This window comes from Pseudomonas sp. MWU13-2862 (assembly GCF_023242495.1).
Classification (GTDB): Bacteria; Pseudomonadota; Gammaproteobacteria; order Pseudomonadales; family Pseudomonadaceae; genus Aquipseudomonas; species Aquipseudomonas gingeri_D.
In genome coordinates this window covers 176845-197698 of sequence record NZ_JALMEZ010000004.1, presented here as the reverse complement: position 1 = coordinate 197698, position 20854 = coordinate 176845, and the positions used below count along the sequence as shown (strand labels likewise).

16 protein-coding genes and 2 tRNA genes are annotated in these 20854 nt (G+C 60.8%); 15 read left to right on the top strand and 3 right to left on the bottom strand.

Translation table 11 applies throughout. The features are described from left to right. The first annotated feature begins 30 nt into the window (after window positions 1–30). The 7 genes from hfq to M5C56_RS09115 all read left to right on the top strand — a co-directional run bounded on the left by hfq (window position 31) and on the right by M5C56_RS09115 (window position 8647). Window positions 31–291, top strand: coding sequence for an RNA chaperone Hfq (gene hfq / locus M5C56_RS09145; protein ID WP_040063849.1), 261 nt, complete (start codon window positions 31–33; stop codon window positions 289–291). A gap of 12 nt (window positions 292–303) precedes the next feature. Further along, the gene (gene hflX / locus M5C56_RS09140; RefSeq protein ID WP_103498405.1) at window positions 304–1605 is read left to right on the top strand and encodes a ribosome rescue GTPase HflX; all 1302 of its coding nucleotides are present in this window, start codon (window positions 304–306) and stop codon (window positions 1603–1605) included. A 96-nt stretch (window positions 1606–1701) separates the two neighbouring features. Continuing rightward, window positions 1702–2874 (top strand): FtsH protease activity modulator HflK, encoded by a 1173-nt coding sequence (hflK, locus tag M5C56_RS09135; RefSeq protein WP_103498404.1) that lies wholly within the window; start codon window positions 1702–1704, stop codon window positions 2872–2874. Beyond that, complete coding sequence (hflC, locus tag M5C56_RS09130; RefSeq protein WP_103498403.1) at window positions 2874–3743, top strand: protease modulator HflC; 870 nt, start codon at window positions 2874–2876, stop codon at window positions 3741–3743. The genes hflK and hflC overlap by 1 nt, the downstream gene beginning before the upstream one ends. 294 nt (window positions 3744–4037) lie before the next feature. Beyond that, window positions 4038–5225 (top strand): ATP phosphoribosyltransferase regulatory subunit, encoded by a 1188-nt coding sequence (locus M5C56_RS09125; protein WP_103498402.1) that lies wholly within the window; start codon window positions 4038–4040, stop codon window positions 5223–5225. 54 nt (window positions 5226–5279) lie between these two features. Beyond that, window positions 5280–6572, top strand: coding sequence for an adenylosuccinate synthase (locus tag M5C56_RS09120; RefSeq protein WP_103498401.1), 1293 nt, complete (start codon window positions 5280–5282; stop codon window positions 6570–6572). A 140-nt stretch (window positions 6573–6712) separates the two neighbouring features. Continuing rightward, a complete protein-coding gene (locus tag M5C56_RS09115) occupies window positions 6713–8647 on the top strand; it encodes a methyl-accepting chemotaxis protein (protein WP_103498400.1) in 1935 nt (644 codons plus the stop codon). Window positions 8648–8928: 281 nt separating this feature from the next. Here the strand turns inward: M5C56_RS09115 and M5C56_RS09110 are convergent. Then, window positions 8929–9015, bottom strand: a tRNA-Leu gene (locus M5C56_RS09110). Here M5C56_RS09110 and M5C56_RS09105 point away from each other — a divergent pair. Next, complete coding sequence (locus M5C56_RS09105) at window positions 8990–9229, top strand: hypothetical protein (protein ID WP_247263105.1); 240 nt, start codon at window positions 8990–8992, stop codon at window positions 9227–9229. The two genes, M5C56_RS09110 and M5C56_RS09105, sit on opposite strands and share 26 nt — an antisense overlap. A gap of 2 nt (window positions 9230–9231) precedes the next feature. Here M5C56_RS09105 and M5C56_RS09100 read toward each other — a convergent pair. Next, a tRNA-Leu gene (locus M5C56_RS09100) sits at window positions 9232–9318 on the bottom strand. A 224-nt stretch (window positions 9319–9542) separates the two neighbouring features. On the opposite strand from M5C56_RS09100, the gene rnr reads away from it, so the two are divergent. The 7 genes from rnr to dnaB all read left to right on the top strand — a co-directional run bounded on the left by rnr (window position 9543) and on the right by dnaB (window position 16859). Then, complete coding sequence (gene rnr, locus M5C56_RS09095; protein WP_103495654.1) at window positions 9543–12155, top strand: ribonuclease R; 2613 nt, start codon at window positions 9543–9545, stop codon at window positions 12153–12155. Then, window positions 12152–12913, top strand: coding sequence for a 23S rRNA (guanosine(2251)-2'-O)-methyltransferase RlmB (rlmB, locus tag M5C56_RS09090; RefSeq protein ID WP_100939697.1), 762 nt, complete (start codon window positions 12152–12154; stop codon window positions 12911–12913). The genes rnr and rlmB overlap by 4 nt, the downstream gene beginning before the upstream one ends. A 334-nt stretch (window positions 12914–13247) precedes the next feature. Further along, complete coding sequence (rpsF, locus tag M5C56_RS09085; protein ID WP_040063859.1) at window positions 13248–13670, top strand: 30S ribosomal protein S6; 423 nt, start codon at window positions 13248–13250, stop codon at window positions 13668–13670. Window positions 13671–13698: 28 nt separating this feature from the next. Next, window positions 13699–13929: a 30S ribosomal protein S18 gene (rpsR, locus tag M5C56_RS09080; protein WP_002551829.1), complete on the top strand. Its 231-nt coding sequence runs from the start codon at window positions 13699–13701 to the stop codon at window positions 13927–13929. A gap of 36 nt (window positions 13930–13965) precedes the next feature. After that, complete coding sequence (locus tag M5C56_RS09075; RefSeq protein WP_103495656.1) at window positions 13966–14868, top strand: hypothetical protein; 903 nt, start codon at window positions 13966–13968, stop codon at window positions 14866–14868. Between the two features lie 19 nt (window positions 14869–14887). Then, on the top strand, window positions 14888–15334 hold the full coding sequence (rplI, locus tag M5C56_RS09070) for a 50S ribosomal protein L9 (protein WP_017125059.1): 447 nt from the start codon (window positions 14888–14890) through the stop codon (window positions 15332–15334). Window positions 15335–15461: 127 nt separating this feature from the next. Further along, a complete protein-coding gene (dnaB, locus tag M5C56_RS09065; RefSeq protein WP_103495657.1) occupies window positions 15462–16859 on the top strand; it encodes a replicative DNA helicase in 1398 nt (465 codons plus the stop codon). A gap of 46 nt (window positions 16860–16905) precedes the next feature. Here dnaB and M5C56_RS09060 read toward each other — a convergent pair whose 3' ends face one another. Further along, entirely contained in the window at window positions 16906–20850 is a 3945-nt protein-coding gene (locus tag M5C56_RS09060; RefSeq protein WP_103495658.1) for a DUF6543 domain-containing protein, read from the bottom strand. Window positions 20851–20854 lie beyond the last annotated feature (4 nt).

Sequence of the window (20854 nt, the reverse complement as noted above, 5' to 3'; positions counted from 1 at the left end):
TTATTATTGATCCTTAAAGGAGTGCGGCACATGTCAAAAGGGCATTCGCTACAAGACCCTTACTTGAATACCTTGCGTAAAGAGAAGGTCGGGGTTTCCATCTATCTGGTCAACGGTATCAAACTGCAAGGCACGATCGAATCCTTCGACCAGTTCGTGATCCTGCTGAAGAACACCGTCAGCCAGATGGTCTACAAGCACGCCATCTCGACAGTGGTGCCGGTTCGTCCAATTCGTCTGCCTAGCGCAACCGAAACCGAACAGGGTGACGCTGAGCCAGGTAACGCCTGATAGGAGTCTCCTTTGTTCTTTGAGCGCCACGGTGGTGGTGAACGGACCATTCTCGTTCACTTGGAAGGTCAGGACCCTGAGGCGCGCGAAGATCCGCAGGAGTTTCAGGAGTTGGCAGTATCGGCAGGTGCCGAGACCGTCGCGTTCTTCAACGTGCCGCGTCATCGGCCAACCGCCAAGTATCTGATTGGCACTGGCAAGGTCGAGGAGCTTCGCGACCTGGTCAAGGCCGAGCAGGTCGATATCGTGATTTTCAATCACATCCTCACGCCCAGCCAGGAACGTAACCTCGAACGTGTCTTCGAGTGTCGCGTGCTGGATCGCACGGGCCTGATTCTCGATATTTTCGCCCAGCGCGCCCGCACCCATGAAGGCAAGCTCCAGGTCGAACTGGCCCAGCTTGAGCACATGAGCACGCGGTTGGTCCGCGGCTGGACTCACCTTGAGCGGCAGAAAGGCGGTATCGGCCTGCGCGGTCCGGGTGAAACCCAGCTGGAAACCGACCGGCGCTTGCTGCGGGTACGCCTGCGGCAGATCAAGGGGCGCCTGGAAAAGGTCCGCAGCCAGCGCGAGCAGTCTCGCCGCGGGCGCAAGCGGGCCGATATCCCGACGGTGTCGCTGGTGGGCTATACCAACGCCGGCAAGTCGACGCTGTTCAATGCGGTCACCGAATCCGACGTGTATGCGGCGGACCAGCTGTTCGCCACCCTCGACCCGACCCTGCGCCGTCTCGAACTCGACGACCTCGGGCCGATCGTGCTGGCCGACACCGTGGGGTTTATCCGCCACCTGCCGCACAAGCTGGTCGAGGCTTTCCGGGCTACGCTCGAAGAGTCGAGCAACTCCGACCTGCTGCTGCACGTGATCGACGCCGCGGAACCGGACCGGATGCTGCAGATCGAGCAGGTCATGGTGGTACTCGGCGAGATCGGGGCCCAGGACTTGCCGATCCTCGAGGTCTACAACAAGCTTGATCTGCTCGAGGGTGTCGAGCCGCAGATCCAGCGCGATGAAGACGGCAAGCCACAGCGGGTCTGGCTCAGCGCCCGGGACGGGCAGGGGCTGGAGCTGCTCGAACAGGCGATTGCCGAGTTGCTGGGCAACGATTTGTTCGTCGGCACCTTGCGCTTGCCGCAGCGTTTTGCTCGACTGCGTGCACAGTTCTTCGAGATGGGCGCGGTGCAGAAGGAAGAACACGACGAAGAAGGCAGTTGTCTGCTGTCCGTCCGTTTGCCCAGGGCCGAGCTCAATCGAGTGGTCTCGCGCGAAGGGATGAAGGCGCCGGAATTCATCGAACAACACACTTTGCAATAAAAGCCTGGGAAAGCGGTTGTGCCGCGTTGACAGGCATTCTGTAGCATTGGTCGGCGCGCCGCGGGCGCGTCTTTGCTTTATCAGATGGAGAGCGCTATGGCTTGGAATGAGCCGGGTGGCAACTCGAACAATCAGGATCCTTGGGGTGGCAAGCGCCGTAACAACGGCGACCGCAAGGGGCCGCCGGATCTCGACGAAGCCTTCCGCAAGCTGCAGGAGAGCCTGAACGGGTTGTTCGGTGGCGGTAAGAAACGCGGTGACGATGGCGGTTCGGGCGGTGGCAAGGGCGGCGGTTTCGGCCTGCTGGGCATTGGCCTCGTCGTGCTCGCGGCCATGTGGCTGTACAGCGCGGTCTATGTCGTCGATGAGCAGGAGCAGGCTGTCGTGCTGCGCTTCGGCAAGTACTACGAAACCGTAGGGCCGGGCCTGAACATCTATTTCCCGCCGATCGACAAGAAGTTCCTGGAGAACGTCACGCGTGAGCGGGCGTACACCAAGCAGGGCCAGATGCTGACCGAAGACGAGAACATCGTCGAAGTGCCGCTGACCGTGCAGTACAAGATCAGCAACCTGCAGGACTTCGTGTTGAACGTCGACCAGCCGGAAATCAGTCTGCAACAGGCCACCGACAGTGCCCTGCGCCACGTGGTGGGTTCCACCGCGATGGACCAGGTGCTGACCGAAGGGCGCGTGCAGATGGCTGGCGAGATCAAGGAGCGTCTGCAACGCTTCCTCGACACCTACCGTACCGGTATCACCGTGACCCAGGTGAACGTCCAGAGCGCCGCCGCGCCCCGTGAAGTCCAGGAAGCCTTCGACGACGTGATCCGCGCTCGCGAAGACGAACAGCGTTCGCGCAACCAGGCCGAAGGTTATGCCAATGGCGTGGTCCCGGAAGCCCGTGGCCAGGCCCAGCGTATCCTCGAGGATGCCAACGGTTATCGCGACGAAGTGGTGTCCCGCGCCAAGGGTGAGGCCGACCGCTTCACCAAGCTGGTGGCCGAGTACCGCAAGGCTCCGGAAGTCACCCGTGAACGCCTGTACCTGGACACCATGCAGGAAGTCTTCAGCAACACCAGCAAGGTGCTCGTGACCGGTAACAAGAGCGGCCAGAGCAACCTGCTTTACCTGCCGCTGGACAAGATGATCCAGAGCGGTTCCGGCGCCGGTACGCCGGCCAAGGTGGTGGGGTCGATGGCCAGTGGCAACACTGATGTCACGCCGCACATCACCGAGCCGCAACCCACTCGCACCCGGGAGAGCCGCTGATGAGCAATAAATCACTGATCGCCCTGGTCCTCGGGGTCATCGTGGCAGTGGCTGCCTGGAACTGCTTCTACATTGTGTTGCAGACCGAGCGGGCCGTCCTGCTGCAATTCGGCCGTGTGGTCGAGGCCGATGTCCAGCCAGGCCTGCATGTGAAGCTGCCCTACGTCAACCAGGTGCGCAAGTTCGACGCCCGCCTGATGACCCTGGATGCTCCGACGCAGCGCTTCCTGACCCTGGAAAAGAAAGCCGTGATGGTCGATGCCTACGCCAAGTGGCGGGTCAAGGACGCCGAGCGTTTCTATACCGCGACTTCCGGTCTGAAGCAGATTGCCGACGAGCGTCTGTCCCGGCGTCTGGAGTCGGGCCTGCGTGACCAGTTCGGTAAACGCACCCTGCACGAAGTGGTCTCCGGTGAACGTGATGCGCTGATGGCTGACATCACCGCCTCGCTGAACGCCATGGCCGCCAAGGAGTTGGGTATCGAAGTGGTCGACGTCCGGGTCAAGGCCATCGACCTGCCGAAGGAAGTCAACCGCAGCGTCTTCGAACGCATGAGCACCGAGCGTGAGCGCGAGGCTCGTGAGCACCGCGCCAAGGGTAACGAACTGGCCGAAGGCATTCGTGCCGACGCCGATCGCCAGCGCCGTGTATTGTTGGCCGAAGCCTATCGCCAGTCGGAAGAAGCCCGCGGTGATGGTGATGCCCAGGCCGCCGCAATCTATTCCAAGGCCTACGGCCAGGACCAGGAGTTCTACGCGTTCTACCGTAGCCTGCGCGCCTACCGTGAAAGCTTTGCGGACAAGAGCGACGTGTTGGTGCTGGACCCGAGCAGCGACTTTTTCCGTTATCTGGAAAAAGCCAAGCCCTGATCCAAGACGTATCGTGTCCCCCCTCCGCCCGGCAGCTAAAATGCCGGGCGGGGTGATCCTTTCGGAAAACGGGTGTATGATGCGGCAGCCGGGAAATTCCCGGCTTTTTTGCGTCTGTATGTTTGATTGGCGGACGGCGGGTTGATCGACCCGACAGGTTTTTCGAGGAAAGTGGTAGGCGAAGCCGATTTCAGGCTGTTCGTCGCGTCGTTCTTGCGCGCGTGTTAACCATTTTCTGCTTCACTCAAGGCTCGCCTGTGGGCTTGCTGCCCAGATCATAGGGGAAAGGCGTTAATGGCAACGGTAGATCGCTGGCTTCTGCCAGATGGCATCGAAGAAGTACTGCCGCCTGAAGCGGCGCGCATCGAAGTGGCGCGGCGTCAGGTGTTGGACCTGTTCCAGAGCTGGGGCTATGAGTTCGTTGTCACCCCGCATATCGAGTATCTGGAATCCTTGTTGACCGGCGCCGGCCAGGACCTGGACCTGCGCACCTTCAAGGTGATCGACCCGCAGTCGGGTCGGCAGATGGGGTTTCGCGCGGACATCACGCCGCAGGTGGCGCGTATCGACGCCCACACCCTGCGTCGCGAAGGCCCGAGCCGCCTGTGCTACGCCGGCAGTGTGCTGCATGCACAGCCGCGGGCCCTGTCGTCCTCGCGCAGCCCGATCCAGTTGGGCGCCGAGTTGTACGGCGATGCCAGCCCGAGCAGCGACGTCGAAGTCATCAGCCTGATGCTGGCGATGCTGCAACTGGCCGATGTGCCGGATGTACACATGGACCTCGGTCACGTCGGTATCTACCGTGGCCTGGCTCGCGCCGCCGGTTTGTCCGGTGAAGTGGAACAACAGTTGTTCGATGCCCTGCAACGCAAGGCGATCGATGAAGTGATCCAACTGACCGAAGGTTTGCCGGCCGATCTGGCCGCGATGCTGCGGGCGCTGGTGGATCTGTGTGGCGGCCGCGAAGTGCTGGTGGCGGCCCGTGAGCGCCTGGCGGGTGCCCCGGCGCAGGTCGCTGCGGCGCTGGATGACCTGCTGGCGATTGCCGAGCGGCTGTCCACGCGCTTCCCGCAATTGCCGTTGTATTTCGACCTGGGCGAGTTGCGCGGTTACCACTACCACACCGGTGTGGTGTTCGCGGTGTTCGTTCCGGGTGTCGGCCAGGCCATCGCCCAGGGCGGTCGCTACGACGATATCGGCGCGGACTTCGGCCGTGCACGTCCGGCGACAGGCTTTTCCACCGATTTGAAAACCCTGGTGACCCTGGGGCGTGCCGAAATCGAGCTACCGTCTGGCGGTATCTGGATGCCTGACAGCACGGATGCGGCACTCTGGCAGTTGGTCTGCCAGTTGCGCGGCGAGGGTCAGCGTGTGGTCCAGGCCTTGCCCGGACAACCATCGGCCGCCGCCCGCGAAGCGGACTGCGACCGGCAATTGATTCAGCAGAACGGGCTTTGGCAAGTATTGCCGCTGGCTTCTTGAGTTTTCCCGCCGGCGGCTGCCGGCACCAAGTTTGCGCGAATGAGGACAAGTGTTATGGGTAAGAATGTCGTAGTCCTGGGCACCCAGTGGGGTGATGAGGGCAAAGGCAAGATCGTTGATCTGCTGACCGAACATGCTGCCGCCGTGGTGCGCTATCAAGGTGGTCACAACGCTGGCCACACCCTGGTGATCGACGGTGAGAAAACCGTCCTGCACCTGATCCCGTCGGGTGTACTGCGTGAAGGCGTCCAGTGCCTGATCGGCAACGGCGTGGTGGTTGCACCGGACGCCCTGCTGCGGGAAATCACCAAGCTGGAAGAGAAAGGCGTACCGGTGCGCGAGCGCCTGCGTATCAGCCCGTCCTGCCCGCTGATCCTGTCCTATCACGTCGCCCTGGACCAGGCGCGCGAAAAAGCCCGTGGCGAGCTGAAGATCGGTACCACCGGTCGTGGTATCGGCCCGGCGTACGAAGACAAGGTCGCGCGTCGCGGCCTGCGTATCGGCGACCTGTTCCACCGCGAGCGTTTTGCCGCGAAGCTGGGCGAGTTGCTCGACTATCACAACTTCGTGCTGGTCAATTACTACAAAGAGCCGGCCATCGACTTCCAGAAGACGCTCGATGAGTGCATGGAATACGCCGAGATGCTCAAGCCGATGATGCTTGACGTCACCGCGGAGCTGCACAACCTGCGTCGTGCCGGCAAGGACATCATGTTCGAAGGCGCCCAGGGTTCGTTGCTGGACATCGACCACGGTACCTACCCGTACGTCACCAGCTCCAACACCACCGCCGGCGGCATCGCCACCGGTTCGGGCGTGGGTCCGATGTACCTGGATTACATCCTGGGCATCACCAAGGCCTACACCACCCGTGTCGGTTCGGGTCCGTTCCCGACTGAGCTGTTCGATGACGTCGGTGCCTTCCTGGCCAAGCGTGGCCACGAATTCGGTGCAACCACCGGTCGTGCCCGCCGTTGCGGCTGGTTCGATGCCGTGATCCTGCGTCGCGCCATCGACGTCAACAGCATCTCGGGCCTGTGCCTGACCAAGCTGGACGTGCTCGACGGTCTTGAAACCATCAATATCTGCGTGGGTTACAAGAACGAAAACGGTGCGGTCATCGACGCGCCGACCGATGCCGACAGCTATATCGGCCTGGAGCCGGTGTACGAAGAAATGCCGGGCTGGACCGAGTCGACCCTGGGGGCCAAGACCCTGGAAGAGCTGCCAGCCGCCGCTCGTGCTTACATCAAGCGCGTCGAAGAATTGGTCGGTGCACCGATCGACATTATTTCGACAGGTCCGGATCGCAACGAAACCATCGTTCTGCGTCACCCGTTCGCCTGATAAGCCGTTGATGTAGATCACAAAGACCCCCTTTTGGGGGTCTTTGTCGTTTCTGCCTGTTGTTCGGCACGGGCCTTGCTGGGATTATCCTCTAAAAAGGGTGCTATCAAATTAATGGCGCCAAAGTCGAGGAATCTCCAGTGTCGGCCGTTCTCTCACTGTTACAAAGCCGTCTATTGCGGCCTGTGTTCGTTACCCTGGGTATCGCTCTTTTGGTGCAGGTGCTGGTGGCGGTCGCTCTGACCCGAAGCACGGTCACTGCGCTGGAGGCTGATCTGGGCGCTCGCCTGGGTATCGACAGCCAGAAGCTGTCCGGGGAGCTGGAGCAGGCGGGCAAAGAGGTGACGTCGAGTCTCGATAGCCTTTCGGTCAATACGCGCCAGCGTCTGAACAGCGGCTTGTCCTCGCGACTGAAGGATGAGCAGGCCCAGTTGCGTACGGCGTTGGAGAAGGATCTGCAGGATTCGGCCAACGACATGGCGCAGCTATTGGCTTCCGTGGCCCCGCGAGCCATGTGGGATAACGATGTACCGACCCTTTCCGAATTCGCCCGTCGCGCCCAGCGCAATCCGAATGTTCTGTTCGTGGTCTATGACGATGCGGCTGGCGAACACCTGACCCGCTACCTGAACCGTGAAAACCCGATCAACCAGGCTCTTTTGGCCAAGGGTGAGGGTGAGCGGGCGCTGGACAAGGTGCTCAGTGCGGCGAAGAACGATCCATCGGTCTACTACGTCGAAGCGTCGATCAGCCCTAACGGTGTGGAGATCGGCAAGGTGCGGATGGGGGTTTCCACAGCCTCGGTCGAGACCGAGCTGAAGGCGCTGGACCAGCGTTTCACGGCCTTGATCGCCAGCAGCGACAAGCTGGTGGGCGATAGCCTGCAAGGGGCGTCGGCGGACAGTTCCAAGGCCATGCAGGCGCGCTTGCAATCGGCTCAGGCCACCGCTTCGCAAATGCAGGCCAATACCACTGCAACCGTGCAGGATGCGGCGCAGACCCTGCGTTGGCGGATCGGCATGGGTCTGGCCCTGGTCGGTCTCGGCGTGCTGCTGTTACTGGCGGTGGTGCTCGGGCGGCGGGTGGTCAACAAGCTGCATCTGCTGATTGCAGCTTTGAATGACCTGGCAGCCGGGGAGGGTGATCTGACCAAGCGTGTCCAGCTCAACAGCAATGATGAAATCGGTGACATGGCTTCGGCGGTGAACCGTTTTGTCGACAAGTTGCAGCCTATCGTGCGGGAAGCGGGTGATGTGGCCCAGCGTACCGGCGTGGAAATCGGCCAGATGACTTTGCGCAACGCCGGTGCCGATGCCGCCGCGAATTTGCAGCGTGACGAAGTGGCGCAGAGCTTGCGCGAATTGTCGAAGATGGCCGATGACGCGCAGACCGAAAGCCATGCGATGCAGGCGGCGTTGAAGCAGGTGGTGGATATTCGACAGGCGACCGATGAAAACACCCGGACTTCGAATCAGGTCGGCAATCTGATCGAGGCCCTGGCTGGACAGGTGGATACCGGTTCCAAGGTAATCGAGCGGCTGGCGCAGCAGAGTGAGCAGATTGAAGTGGTGCTGACGGTGATTCACGGGATTGCCGAGCAGACCAATCTTTTGGCCCTGAACGCGGCCATCGAGGCGGCGCGGGCGGGTGAAACCGGTCGCGGGTTTGCCGTGGTGGCGGATGAGGTGCGAGCGTTGGCGAGCAAGACGCAAAGCTCCACCGGCGATATCCAGGCGCATATCGGTGCTTTGCAGCAGGGCGCGCGGGAGGCGGTGGCGGCTATTGGACAGGCGGGGCGTCAGGCCAGTGAAGGTTTGGCGGTGTTGCGCAGCAGTGTGAAGTTGCAGCAGAGCGTGCAGTCTTCGGTGGAGCAGGTGCATGCGGCGATTGGTCTGGCGACCAAGGCGGCGGCCCATCAGGCCGAAGGCGCGCATGCGGTGCGTGGGCGGGTCGAGGTGATCCATGCCCAGGCCGAGCGCGCGGCGCAGGCGGTGGTGGAGACCACGGCCAGCGGCAAGGTGCTCGACAGCCTGGCGGGGCAGCTCAAGGCGAGCCTGGGGCAGTTCCGGGCCTGATCAAATTTGTGGGGGTGCGGCTTACCCTGATGCAAATGGCCGCACACGGTCCCTGTAGGAGCAGGGCTTGCCCGCGAAGGGGGCCTTCAGGTCGCCACGGGTCTCGAGGGTGACCCAGCTGCGAGGTTGTCCGCGAAGCTTTTAGCGGTCTTGAGGGCCCTTTCGCGGGCAAGCCCTGCTCCTACAGAGCGGTGGTGTTTTTGGGTTGTGGGGTCAGGAACGCAAAAACCCGCTTTCGCGGGTTTTTGTGAGATTTCAGAGTGATACTCTGAAACTTGAATTGGTGCCCAGAAGAAGACTCGAACTTCCACGACCTTGCGGTCACCAGCACCTGAAGCTGGCGTGTCTACCAATTTCACCATCTGGGCAGCATCAGCAGCGTTGCGCGCCGTTGATGGGTCGCACTATACGGAGAGCCTTTTGATCTGTAAACCCCTGTTTTTGCTTTTAATTAAATCTCGGGTGCGGCTCGGTATCCGCCAGGGGCGGGTGGTGGAGTCGGAATATTTGCAGGAGGCAGAAACGCAAAAACCCGCTTTCGCGGGTTTCCGTGAGATTCCAGAGTGTTACTCTGAAACTTGAATTGGTGCCCAGAAGAAGACTCGAACTTCCACGACCTTGCGGTCACCAGCACCTGAAGCTGGCGTGTCTACCAATTTCACCATCTGGGCAGTATCGTCAACGTCTCCGTCGTCGATGGCGCGCACTATACGGAGGCGCCTTTTAACTGTAAACCCCTGTCATGAAAAAAACCAAAAAAAACGCTTCAATGTGCATCAGCCGGCATTTTTCACGCGGACAAATGGGTTTTAAGGCCGCCTGTGTGCCTGAAATTTCCCGTTTCAATACGCGTATGCCAAACTAACCCGCATATAGACAAGGTGAAATTTATCTAATGGCCGATTGGCAGTCCCTCGATCCCGAGGCCGCTCGTGAAGCGGAAAAATACGAAAACCCCATTCCTAGCCGCGAGCTTATCCTGGCGCACCTGTCCGAGCGTGGATCGCCGGCCAGTCGCGAGGAGCTGGTGGATGAGTTTGGTCTGACCACTGAAGATCAGATCGAGGCTCTGCGCCGCCGCCTTCGTGCCATGGAGCGCGATGCGCAACTGATTTACACCCGCCGCGGCACCTACGCGCCGGTGGACAAGCTCGACCTGATCCTCGGCCGTATCGCCGGCCACCGCGACGGTTTCGGCTTCCTGATCCCGGACGACGGCAGCGACGACCTGTTCATGAGCCCGGCGCAAATGCGTCTGGTGTTCGATGGCGACCGTGCCCTGGCGCGGGTGTCCGGCCTGGATCGGCGCGGACGCCGTGAAGGCGTGATCGTCGAAGTGGTGTCCCGTGCTCACGAGAGCATCGTCGGACGTTACTTCGAAGAGGGCGGTATCGGCTTCGTGGTCGCGGACAATCCGAAGATCCAGCAGGAAGTGCTGGTGACCCCGGGCCGCAACGCCGACGCCCGTGTCGGTCAGTTCGTCGAGGTGAAGATCACCCACTGGCCGACGCCGCGCTTCCAGCCCCAGGGCGATGTGATCGAAGTGGTGGGCAACTACATGGCGCCCGGCATGGAGATCGATGTCGCGCTGCGCACCTACGACATTCCCCACGTCTGGCCCGAGGCCGTGCTCAAGGAAGCCGCCAAGCTCAAGCCGGAAGTCGAGGACAAGGACAAAGAGAAGCGCGTCGACCTGCGCCATCTGCCGTTCGTCACCATCGACGGCGAAGATGCCCGCGACTTCGACGATGCGGTCTACTGCGAAGCCAAGCCCGGCAAGCTGCGCCTGTTTTCCGGCGGCTGGAAGTTGTACGTGGCGATTGCCGACGTTTCCAGCTACGTGAAGATCGGTTCGGCGCTGGACACCGAGGCCCAGGTCCGCGGCAACTCGGTGTACTTCCCCGAACGCGTGGTCCCGATGCTGCCTGAGCAGCTGTCCAACGGCCTGTGCTCGCTGAACCCGCATGTCGACCGCTTGGCGATGGTCTGCGAGATGACCATCAACAAAAGCGGACAGATGACCGACTACGTGTTCTACGAAGCGGTGATCCACTCCCATGCCCGCCTGACCTATAACAAGGTCAGCGCGATTCTGGAGCAGCCGAAGACCACCGAAGCGAAGAAGCTGCGTGGCGAGTATTCGGAAGTGGTTCCGGACCTCAAGCAGCTCTACGCCCTGTACAAGGTGTTGCTGGCGGCCCGTCATACCCGTGGCGCCATCGACTTCGAAACCCAGGAAACGCGGATCATCTTCGGTTCCGAGCGCAAGATCGCGGAAATCCGTCCGACCACCCGCAACGATGCCCACAAGCTGATCGAAGAGTGCATGCTGGCGGCCAACGTGGCCACCGCCGAGTTCCTCAAGAAGCACGAGATTCCGGCGTTGTACCGGGTGCACGACGGTCCGCCGCCGGAGCGCCTGGAAAAACTCCGCGCTTTCCTCGGTGAGCTGGGCCTGTCCCTGCACAAGGGCAAGGACGGTCCGTCGCCGAAGGATTACCAGGCGTTGCTGGCCAGTATCCAGAGCCGCCCGGATTTCCACCTGATCCAGACCGTGATGCTGCGCTCGTTGAGCCAGGCGGTGTACAGCGCCGATAACCAGGGCCACTTCGGCCTGAATTACGAGGCCTACACCCACTTCACCTCGCCGATCCGTCGTTACCCGGACCTGCTGACGCACCGCGCGATCCGCAGTGTCATCCACTCCAAGCAGGACACCCCGCACGTGCGTCGTGCCGGCGCGATGACCATTCCGAAGGCGCGGATCTATCCGTACGACGAGGCGGCGCTGGAGCAGTTGGGCGAACAGTGCTCGATGAGCGAGCGGCGTGCCGACGAAGCCACCCGTGACGTGGTGAACTGGCTCAAGTGCGAGTTCATGAAGGATCGCGTGGGCGAGTCGTTCCCGGGTGTGGTCACTGCCGTGACCGGTTTCGGCCTGTTCGTCGAGCTGACCGATATCTACGTCGAAGGCCTGGTGCATGTCACTGCCTTGCCGGGCGATTACTATCATTTCGATCCGGTCCATCACCGCCTGGCGGGCGAGCGCACCGGTCGCAGCTTCCGTCTGGGCGACACGGTGGAAGTGAAGGTCATGCGCGTCGATCTCGACGAGCGCAAGATCGACTTCGAAATGGCCGAGAAAACCCTCAGCGCGCCGATCGGTCGCAAGAAACGTGGCACCGAAGCCACCGCTCCTGCCCCCGCGCCTGTCGCGAAAGCGCCGGAGCCGGCCAAGGCCGGGCGTCGTGGCGCGGTGGCGAAGAAGTCGGACGAGGCTTATCGCCCCAGCGATGCAGCGGCGAAAAACGCCGAAGTGCGCCGCAGTCGCGAACTGAAGCAGGCGTTGTTGGCCGAAGCCAAGAACGGCGGTAAAGGCAAGACCGAGGGAAAGCCCGCGCGCGGGACGTCGTCGGAAAAACCGAGCAAGCATCGTAAAGGCCCGCCAAAAGCGGGCGCTGGTCCCGCGAAAAGCGGCGGGGCGCGTAAACCCAAGGGCAAGTCATGAGTCAGTTGGAAAAAATCTACGGCGTCCATGCCGTAGAGGCGTTGTTGCGTCATCACCCGAAACGCGTCAAGCAGATCTGGTTGGCCGAAGGCCGCAGTGATCCGCGGGTCCAGGTGTTGCTGGGGCTGGCCGCGGAAAACCGCGTGTCGGTCGGCCAGGCCGAACGCCGCGAGATGGATGCCTGGGTCGAAGGCGTGCACCAGGGCGTGGTGGCGGACGTGAGTCCGAGCCAGGTCTGGGGTGAGGCAATGCTCGACGAGCTGCTCGATCGCACCGAAGGCGCACCGTTGATCCTGGTGCTCGATGGCGTGACCGACCCGCACAACCTGGGTGCTTGCCTGCGCACCGCCGATGCGGCGGGTGCGTTGGCGGTGGTGGTGCCCAAGGACAAGTCGGCGACCTTGACGCCGGCGGTGCGCAAGGTGGCTTGTGGCGCGGCGGAAGTGATTCCGCTGGTGGCGGTGACCAACCTGGCGCGGACCCTGGAAAAACTCCAGCAGCGCGGCCTGTGGGTTGTCGGCACGGCGGGCGAGGCGGAGCAGGAGTTGTACCAGCAGGACCTGACCGGCCCGACCATCCTGATCATGGGGGCCGAAGGCAAGGGCATGCGTCGCCTGACCCGCGAGCATTGCGACTACCTGGTGCGCCTGCCGATGGCGGGTAGCGTCAGCAGCCTCAACGTCTCCGTGGCCACCGGCGTGTGCCTGTTCGAAGCGCTGCGCCAGCGCAGCGTCAAGGCCGCCACCAAAAAGGCCTGATCCGCACCTCCCTTGCAGGAGTCGGCTTGCTGGCGATGAACGATTACGCGGTCTTCCTGAAGCACCGCGGCGTCTGCATCGCCAGCAAGCCGGCTCCCACAGTGATCGCATTCACCTCGGTTGTGATTCAAGGGTCAAGGCGGCGGTGCTTGTTGCGATGGGTTGTTCAAATAATCACCAATTGTCTTGCGCCCCTCGCCCCCCTTCTCTACAATTGCGCCCCTTGCCGTGATGGCTGGCGCATCCGTGCCTACTCCAGGCAAGACACACAAGTGTCATTCACTCCTTGTCTGACCGTTTTTGAGCGGCAGGCTACAACCCGTAAGGAGCATTCATGCGTCATTACGAAATCATCTTTTTGGTCCACCCGGATCAAAGCGAACAAGTCGGCGGCATGGTAGAGCGTTACACCAAGCTGATCGAAGAAGACGGCGGCAAAATCCACCGTCTGGAAGATTGGGGCCGTCGTCAACTGGCCTATGCAATCAACAATGTTCACAAGGCTCACTACGTGATGCTGAACGTTGAATGCACTGGCAAGGCCCTGGCCGAGCTGGAAGACAACTTCCGCTACAACGATGCTGTGATCCGTAACCTGGTCATCCGTCGCGACGAAGCCGTTACCGGCCAGTCCGAGATGCTCAAGGCTGAAGAAAACCGCAGTGAGCGCCGTGAGCGTCGCGACCGTCCTGAGCACTCCGACGCCGATGGCGTTGAGGGTGATGACAGCGACGCCAGCGATAACGCTGACGAGTAATCCACGGACCTTTTGAGGAGCCAATTACATGGCACGTTTCTTCCGTCGTCGTAAATTCTGCCGCTTCACCGCTGAAGACGTGAAAGAGATCGATTACAAAGATCTCAACACCCTGAAAGCCTACGTATCCGAAACCGGCAAAATCGTTCCAAGCCGTATCACCGGTACCAAAGCTCGTTATCAGCGTCAGCTGGCCACCGCTATCAAGCGCGCCCGCTTCCTGGCCCTGCTGGCCTACACCGACAGCCACGGCCGCTGAGACCGGGCAGTCGACACGCAGTAAAGGATTGAATGCATGCGCGCCTTAGCTGGTTTCATCATGCGCGGACGTATGCAGGCCATGCTCGTCGTGGCCGGATCTGCGGCATTGCCGCTGTTGTTCTGGTTGAGTGCCGCCGCCGGGTGCCTTGTGCTCCTGCGGCGCGGTTCGGACGCCCTTGGCGTCATTGGTCTGGGTGTGTTGTCGGTGCTGCTGTTCTGGCACTTCAACATCCAGAAAGACCCCACGGCCCTTCTGGTGCTGCTCGGGTCTTGCAGCCTGGCGCTGGTTTTACGCGCCGGCTACTCCTGGAACCGCGTGCTGCTGGTCAGCATGGCAGTAGGGTTGGTATGTGCGGTGAGTCTGGGGACGATTTTCAGTCCCTTCATCGAAGGGTTGGCGCAGACGTTTGAACAAGTCGTGCCGCTGGCTCTCGGTGAGGTCTACCAGAAGTTGTCGGTAGATCAGCGAGCGTTCCTCGCGTCACTGGCCGTGCCCCTCTTGATCACCTCGACGGCGATCTCGCTGCAGGTCTTTAGTGTGATGTGCCTGATTCTTGGGCGCTATTGGCAAGCGTTGTTGTACAACCCCGGTGGTTTCGGACGCGAGTTTCGCGAAATCCGGATCCCCAAGAAGGTGGCGCTGTCGCTGCTGGCCATCATGTTTGTCGCGCCGTTTATCGGCCTGCATGCATTGATTCTGTTGCCGCTGTGCAGTGTTCCGCTGGTCTTCGCCGGCCTGTCCCTGATTCACGGGCTGGTGGCGAAGAAGAAACTGGCCAGTTTCTGGCTGGTGGGGATGTACGTCACGCTCGTGCCATTCATGCACTTGCTCGGTCCGTTGCTCATGGTATTGGCCATTGTCGACAGCCTGATTGATTTTCGCGGACGCCTGGCGTCGAAAGAGGCCGATAACGGTTCCGCGAACGGTGAAGGTTAAAAGTTAAGAGGATTTCCACATGCAACTGATCCTTCTGGAAAAAATCGCCAACCTGGGCAACCTGGGCGATAAGGTAAACGTTAAGGCCGGTTACGGTCGTAACTACCTGCTGCCATTCGGCAAAGCCACCGCTGCGACCGCTGCCAACCTGGCTGCGTTCGAAGAGCGTCGTGCCGAGCTGGAAAAAGCCGCAGCAGACAAGAAAGCTTCGGCTGAATCGCGTGCCGCCCAACTGGCTGAGCTGGAAGTGACCATCACTGCCACCGCCGGTGACGAAGGCAAGCTGTTCGGTTCGATCGGCACCCACGACATCGCTGATGCCCTGACCGCCTCCGGCGTTGAAGTGGCAAAAAGCGAAGTTCGTCTGCCGAACGGCACCATCCGCAACGTGGGTGAATTCGACGTGGCCGTGCACCTGCACGCCGAAGTCGAAGCAACCGTACGCGTTGTCGTGGTGGCTGCTTAAGCAGTACCCAATCGTCTGGCGACTTGCGCGCCAGACGGTTAACATCGGGCACGACTCTGTTCATTCAGGTCGTGCCCTTTGTTTTTTGGGCAACGCCCTTTTGCAAACCCCCTGATTCCAAGTGGCCATGAACGATATCTCCGCTCCCGAGCAATACGACCTGCAAACCGCCGCGCTGAAAGTGCCGCCCCATTCCATCGAGGCCGAACAGGCCGTGCTCGGTGGTCTGATGCTGGACAACAACGCCTGGGAGCGCGTGCTCGATCAAGTCTCGGACGGCGACTTCTATCGACATGACCACCGCCTGATCTTTCGCGCCATCGCCAAGTTGGCCGATCAGAACATGCCGATCGACGTGGTGACCCTGGCCGAGCAGTTGGACAAGGAAGGGCAGACCTCCCAGGTCGGCGGCCTGGGTTACCTGACGGAACTGGCGAAAAACATTCCGTCGGTGGCCAACATCAAGGCCTACGCCGCGATCGTTCGCGAGCGGGCGACCCTGCGCCAGTTGATCGGCATCAGCACCGAAATCGCCGACACCGCGTTCAACCCGCAAGGTCGGACCGCGGCGGAGATTCTCGACGAGGCCGAGCGGCAGATTTTCCAGATCGCCGAAGCGCGGCCCAAGACCGGCGGTCCGGTCAGCGTCAACGACCTGTTGACCAAGGCCATCGACCGGATCGATACGCTGTTCAACACCGACAATGCCATCACCGGCCTGTCCACCGGCTACACCGACCTCGACGAGAAGACCAGCGGCCTGCAACCGTCCGACCTGATCATCGTCGCCGGTCGTCCGTCCATGGGCAAGACCACCTTCGCCATGAACCTGGTGGAGAACGCGGTACTGCGCAGCGACAAGGCGGTGCTGGTGTACTCCCTGGAGATGCCAGGCGAATCGCTGATCATGCGTATGCTGTCCTCCCTCGGCCGGATCGACCAGACCAAGGTCCGTGCCGGTCGCCTGGAAGACGACGACTGGCCACGGCTGACCTCGGCGGTCAACCTGCTCAACGACCGCAAGCTGTTCATCGACGATACGGCCGGTATCAGCCCGTCGGAAATGCGCGCGCGGACCCGTCGCCTGGTGCGTGAACACGGCGATATCGCCCTGATCATGATCGACTACCTGCAGTTGATGCAGATCCCCGGCTCCAGCGGCGACAACCGGACCAACGAGATTTCCGAGATTTCCCGGTCCCTCAAGGCCCTGGCCAAGGAATTCAACTGCCCGGTGGTGGCCCTTTCCCAGCTCAACCGTTCCCTGGAGCAGCGGCCGAACAAGCGCCCGGTGAACTCCGACTTGCGGGAATCCGGAGCGATCGAGCAGGACGCCGACGTAATCATGTTCGTGTACCGCGATGAGGTCTATCACCCCGAGACCGAACACAAGGGCATCGCCGAAATCATTATCGGCAAGCAGCGTAACGGCCCGATCGGTTTTATCCGCCTGGCCTTTATCGGCAAGTACACGCGCTTCGAGAACCTGGCGCCGGGTAGCTACAACTTCGACGACGACGAGTAAGGGCGTTACGCCGAGGACCGGACTTGGGGGCGTTGTCCCTTTGGCGCTAATGGCTGCGCGGTAAAATCTCCAGCGTACGAATCTGTTCCCAGGTGTAACCGTGATTCAGGCGTAATTCGTCGAACTCGAAGATGGCTTGGCTGGCGAACAGGGCCGTGATGAAGTAGCGATTTTTTTCGATGCGCCCGTCACGGCCCTTGACGTCAACCGCAAATGCGACCGACTCCACGTTGTAGCCTGTCGCGGCTTGTCGAATGGGAACCCCGTTGCGGTATTCGTAGCGCGTATTGATTCTCGACAGGATGTTATCGCCGGACAGGCAGGGTGCGGCCGGTTCTGGTCGGTCGTCGCGAAAGCGGATCAGGTCATGCGTGGAGTCCTGCCGGACCGCGGTCGCGAAAGGGTCCCGGCGATGGTGGCTGACGATCAGCGGAATCAGCATGCCGCCATAAACCCCCAGTATTTCACCTCTGCGCAGGTAATGCCTGGCGGAAACCAGAAACCTCCCGACCAGATGCTCTTCTTGCGCAGAGCGCAGGTCGTCGTGTTCGAATCGGGCTATTTCCAGCTTGTCTTCGTAGAGTTGTGCGACCTTTTCATAGCCTTGCCATTGCAGATAAGGAACGATTTGTTGAGCGCGAGCCTTTGACTGGCGGCTCCCTTCAGCCTTGGAGTAGTGAATGGCGAGAATGGTCATGGGGTACCCGTCCAGGTCACGCAAGGGATAGCGACCGTTGTCGACGCGGTCGTAGGTGAGGGGGGAGTTCAAATGGGATCGGTAGGATTTTCGGCTGCGCATGCGCTGTCGTTCAGCTTCCGTGAAGGTCTTGTCATCGCCCGGGCTGGACGGCGTAGCGCCGTGTTTCTGGACCGACAGGCTGCCTCCCGGTGTGAGGTCGGGGGGCTCAGTGCCTTGAGGCAAGACCCACTCACCGTCAGTCTTGCGTTGCAGTAACGGTTGATAAAAGCTGTAGGGCGTCTTGGCGTTCAACAGTCGCCAGCCCTCGGGGGCCTGCCTGACCGGATAGTAGCGGTCACCGTTGCGGATGTAGTGCAAGTGAGCGTGGGCGGCCAGGGGCTTGGTGTGGAGATTCCAGTAAATGCCGCCGTTGCGCAGCTCCAGGCCCGACACTGTTGTTCCGCGCACGGCGAAGCTCTCCGGGACCCGCGTGCTGGTGTTTGGCTCTGGCTGCCCTGGTGCATGGTTCGGGACGCGCAGGGCCGGCGTCTGGCTGCGTAATGTCGAGGCGTTCCTGAAGACGGCCTGTTTCAGATCCATCGCCGCGCGCTTTTCGTCCAGGTTTATATCGAGTGTGCTGTTCAGGGCTTGCTGCGTCAGTTTCGGCATCGCCAGCCAGGCACTTGTGTACAGGTCCTGCAGACCGGATAGCGTACTGCCCTGCTGGTCTTGAAGTTGGTAGAAAGCGCCCGTTTTCTTCAGGCGCCTGTAGGTCAGGCTGTCGTGCTCACCGATGGCCTCCAGGGCGGTGTCGATGTCTGGGTCCCACAGTTCAAGACGAATATCCTGCGGCCAGGTTTCCAGGGTTTCCAGCAGTGAGAAAGCCAGTCGATCACTTTGCTGAGTGTGTGGCCAGCCCGGATAAAGGCCTTCGAACACCCGTGAGATGCGAACCTGCTCCAGGGCTCGCTCAATCTCCCTTTTTAGCGTCGGCTCTGTTTCGGGCGCGCCTTGTGCCTGTATGTCCAATGAGAAAATAACGTCGGCCAGATGACTTTTGGGGAGTTCGGCGTGCACTTGGCGTATTTGTCGTTGCGGCGCTGTGTCGGGTTGTTCTGTCTCGATATACAGGTGTTCGAGCAGGGCCAGGCTTTTCAGTTTCGCCTGGGCCACCAGCTTCAGCGCCAATTGGTTCAGTTGCTCAAGAGGCGCAATAGTGTTCTCCAGCAACGAGTCGATTTCTTCCTGGTCGAGCGCCTCGAGCACCACGTTGAGCAGCGTTCCAGCCATTCTCATACCCGCGCCATACTGGACAGTCACCTGCGAACCACTGCGCAAGATCTCCAGCATTTTGTCCCTGGGCCATCCGGGCAGTCTGGTCAGCAGATATAACTGGATCCTGGGAGACAATTCCGAGACCACGTTGCCCTTGGCCCGCTCGAGATCGAAGTGCTCGATTTCCTGGAGGATCCACAGGCGCTTGAGGCTATCGAGCAGCAGGGGTGGTGTCCGACGGCTGTAGTGATGAATCTGTCGCAGCGTGTAAAGGTGTGTGCCGCTGAACGTCAGGGCAGCGTTCGCAAGCGATTCGGACAGTCTGGCGGCGCGTGGCCCCAGGCGTGCGATCAACTGCTGTTTCGACCAGGTCAGGACTTTCTCGTGGATCGTCCGCCAGGCGCCGACGCCGTTGTGCCGCAGGGGGGGCGAGTAAACGTCCGGATAACCGATCAGCACGATATGCCAGCGGTCGGTGTCTTCATTGTGCTCGACCTTGTAATACTGCTGGTCCAGTTTCAGGACGGTAGCCTGCGCCCATGGGTACAAGCCCAGTGAGTTTGCCTGCCAATGCTCATCGGATGGCTTGATCGCTGATTGATAAGGTGTCAGGTCGGGCTTCCAAAGGCGCGTGCGGCCCTGAAAACGGACACGGATCAACTCGGGCAGCCCGTCTACCACGGTGGCTGTCCGGCTGTTTTTCACCGTCTCGGCCACATTCAGCAAATGGATCAATCCGGCGTTCACTTCCCTGGGGCTCCAGATAAAGAGGTCCTGATAGACAGTGGCGGCGAGCTGGCTGCCTGGCGGTGTCAGCAGGGTCTGGCGGAATCGGGGAATGAAGTCCTTCAGGCCGAACAGCAGGTCCAGGCGCGCCGTGTGGTATTCATCCAGCAATTGTTCGCGTGTTGTGGCATTGGCCTGTGCGCTGGGGGGCGCCAGTCTGCCGACGTCGCTTTCAAGGCGTTGCAGTCGCTGCCAATGAATCTCTTCGAACAGCTCGCCTTCAATCCTTGAAAGACTGATGAGACGCCTCAACTGGGCAGGCGAGCGTCCACTGGCGGCTTTGCTGATCTTTGCCGTCAACAGGCTGCCCTGATAGTCAATCGGCATGAGTCGGCTGATCCATTGCCGGAAATCCGCCGAGCGCATTTGTTCCAGGTAATCCTCTTGAAACTCGACAAGGGACGGATATTCCTTGAGCGCGGACTTGGGGTGTCCAGGACAGTAGATGGCGCAGGGGCCGGTGTTGTCGTCCGGATCGGAAGCGAAATGAATGACTCCGGGTAACGTGTGGCCGAGCCATTTGACTTGTTGATAGCGCGGAAGCTTCCCGGTTCTTTTTCTGATGGGCAGCAGAAAGTATTTCAAGCGGGCCGCACACGCGTCGGAGATGTCGTTTTTCATGAAAGCCATCCATAACGAAACGTTGAATCGGCTCCACTCATGGTGCACAAAATGCTCGCGCTTGTTATCGAAGAGGATGATCTCGTCGGCTGGGCGGTCCAGGTCCAGTATCTGCTTGAGGTGATGGTGGTATTTCAACCCGAGGTCGAGATGGCGACAGAACCGGGCAAACGTCTTGGGAGTGAGGCTGCTTTTCAGGCCTGCTGCTTTTCCCGAGGGATAGATGGCCGATCCGCTACCGAAAGCGTTGTCGTGGGTTTCCCATTCCTCGAAGTTGTAAAGCGCGGCTTCCAGCAACGAGTGTTCGGGACTGGCGTCGTAGATGGGGATACCCAGAAAGCTGTCCTTTTTCCAGCGTTTGGCCAGGGTGGCGACCTGCATGTCGGTGAGATCGCGGGAGAGGGGGCTTATGCCGAGTTCCAGAATGGGCTCGGCAAAGATCTCCAGGCTTTTGAGTGGGCTCAGTATGTTCCTGACAAGGAGCCTGGACGCATTGTTTTCCAGCATGGCCGAGCGCAGTCTGGCGAATTGTTCGGCGGTGGCGTTTTTCAGCCAGGCCGGCAGGCGGGACCTGATGAAGGTGGCGTGGAGCAGCACCTCGGGATCGTTTTCTTCCGACGTCGTGGGCATGGCG

Excerpts from the sequence above, each read along its gene's own strand:
- dnaB (WP_103495657.1), top strand. The coding sequence starts at position 15,462 with ATGAACGATATCTCCGCTCCCGAGCAATACGACCTGCAAACCGCCGCG.
- rpsR (WP_002551829.1), top strand. The coding sequence starts at position 13,699 with ATGGCACGTTTCTTCCGTCGTCGTAAATTCTGCCGCTTCACCGCTGAA.
- hfq (WP_040063849.1), top strand. The coding sequence starts at position 31 with ATGTCAAAAGGGCATTCGCTACAAGACCCTTACTTGAATACCTTGCGT.
- rpsF (WP_040063859.1), top strand. The coding sequence starts at position 13,248 with ATGCGTCATTACGAAATCATCTTTTTGGTCCACCCGGATCAAAGCGAA.
- M5C56_RS09120 (WP_103498401.1), top strand. The coding sequence starts at position 5,280 with ATGGGTAAGAATGTCGTAGTCCTGGGCACCCAGTGGGGTGATGAGGGC.
- rplI (WP_017125059.1), top strand. The coding sequence starts at position 14,888 with ATGCAACTGATCCTTCTGGAAAAAATCGCCAACCTGGGCAACCTGGGC.
- hflC (WP_103498403.1), top strand. The coding sequence starts at position 2,874 with ATGAGCAATAAATCACTGATCGCCCTGGTCCTCGGGGTCATCGTGGCA.
- M5C56_RS09060 (WP_103495658.1), bottom strand. The coding sequence starts at position 20,850 with ATGCCCACGACGTCGGAAGAAAACGATCCCGAGGTGCTGCTCCACGCC.
- hflK (WP_103498404.1), top strand. The coding sequence starts at position 1,702 with ATGGCTTGGAATGAGCCGGGTGGCAACTCGAACAATCAGGATCCTTGG.
- M5C56_RS09125 (WP_103498402.1), top strand. The coding sequence starts at position 4,038 with ATGGCAACGGTAGATCGCTGGCTTCTGCCAGATGGCATCGAAGAAGTA.
- rlmB (WP_100939697.1), top strand. The coding sequence starts at position 12,152 with ATGAGTCAGTTGGAAAAAATCTACGGCGTCCATGCCGTAGAGGCGTTG.
- M5C56_RS09075 (WP_103495656.1), top strand. The coding sequence starts at position 13,966 with ATGCGCGCCTTAGCTGGTTTCATCATGCGCGGACGTATGCAGGCCATG.
- rnr (WP_103495654.1), top strand. The coding sequence starts at position 9,543 with ATGGCCGATTGGCAGTCCCTCGATCCCGAGGCCGCTCGTGAAGCGGAA.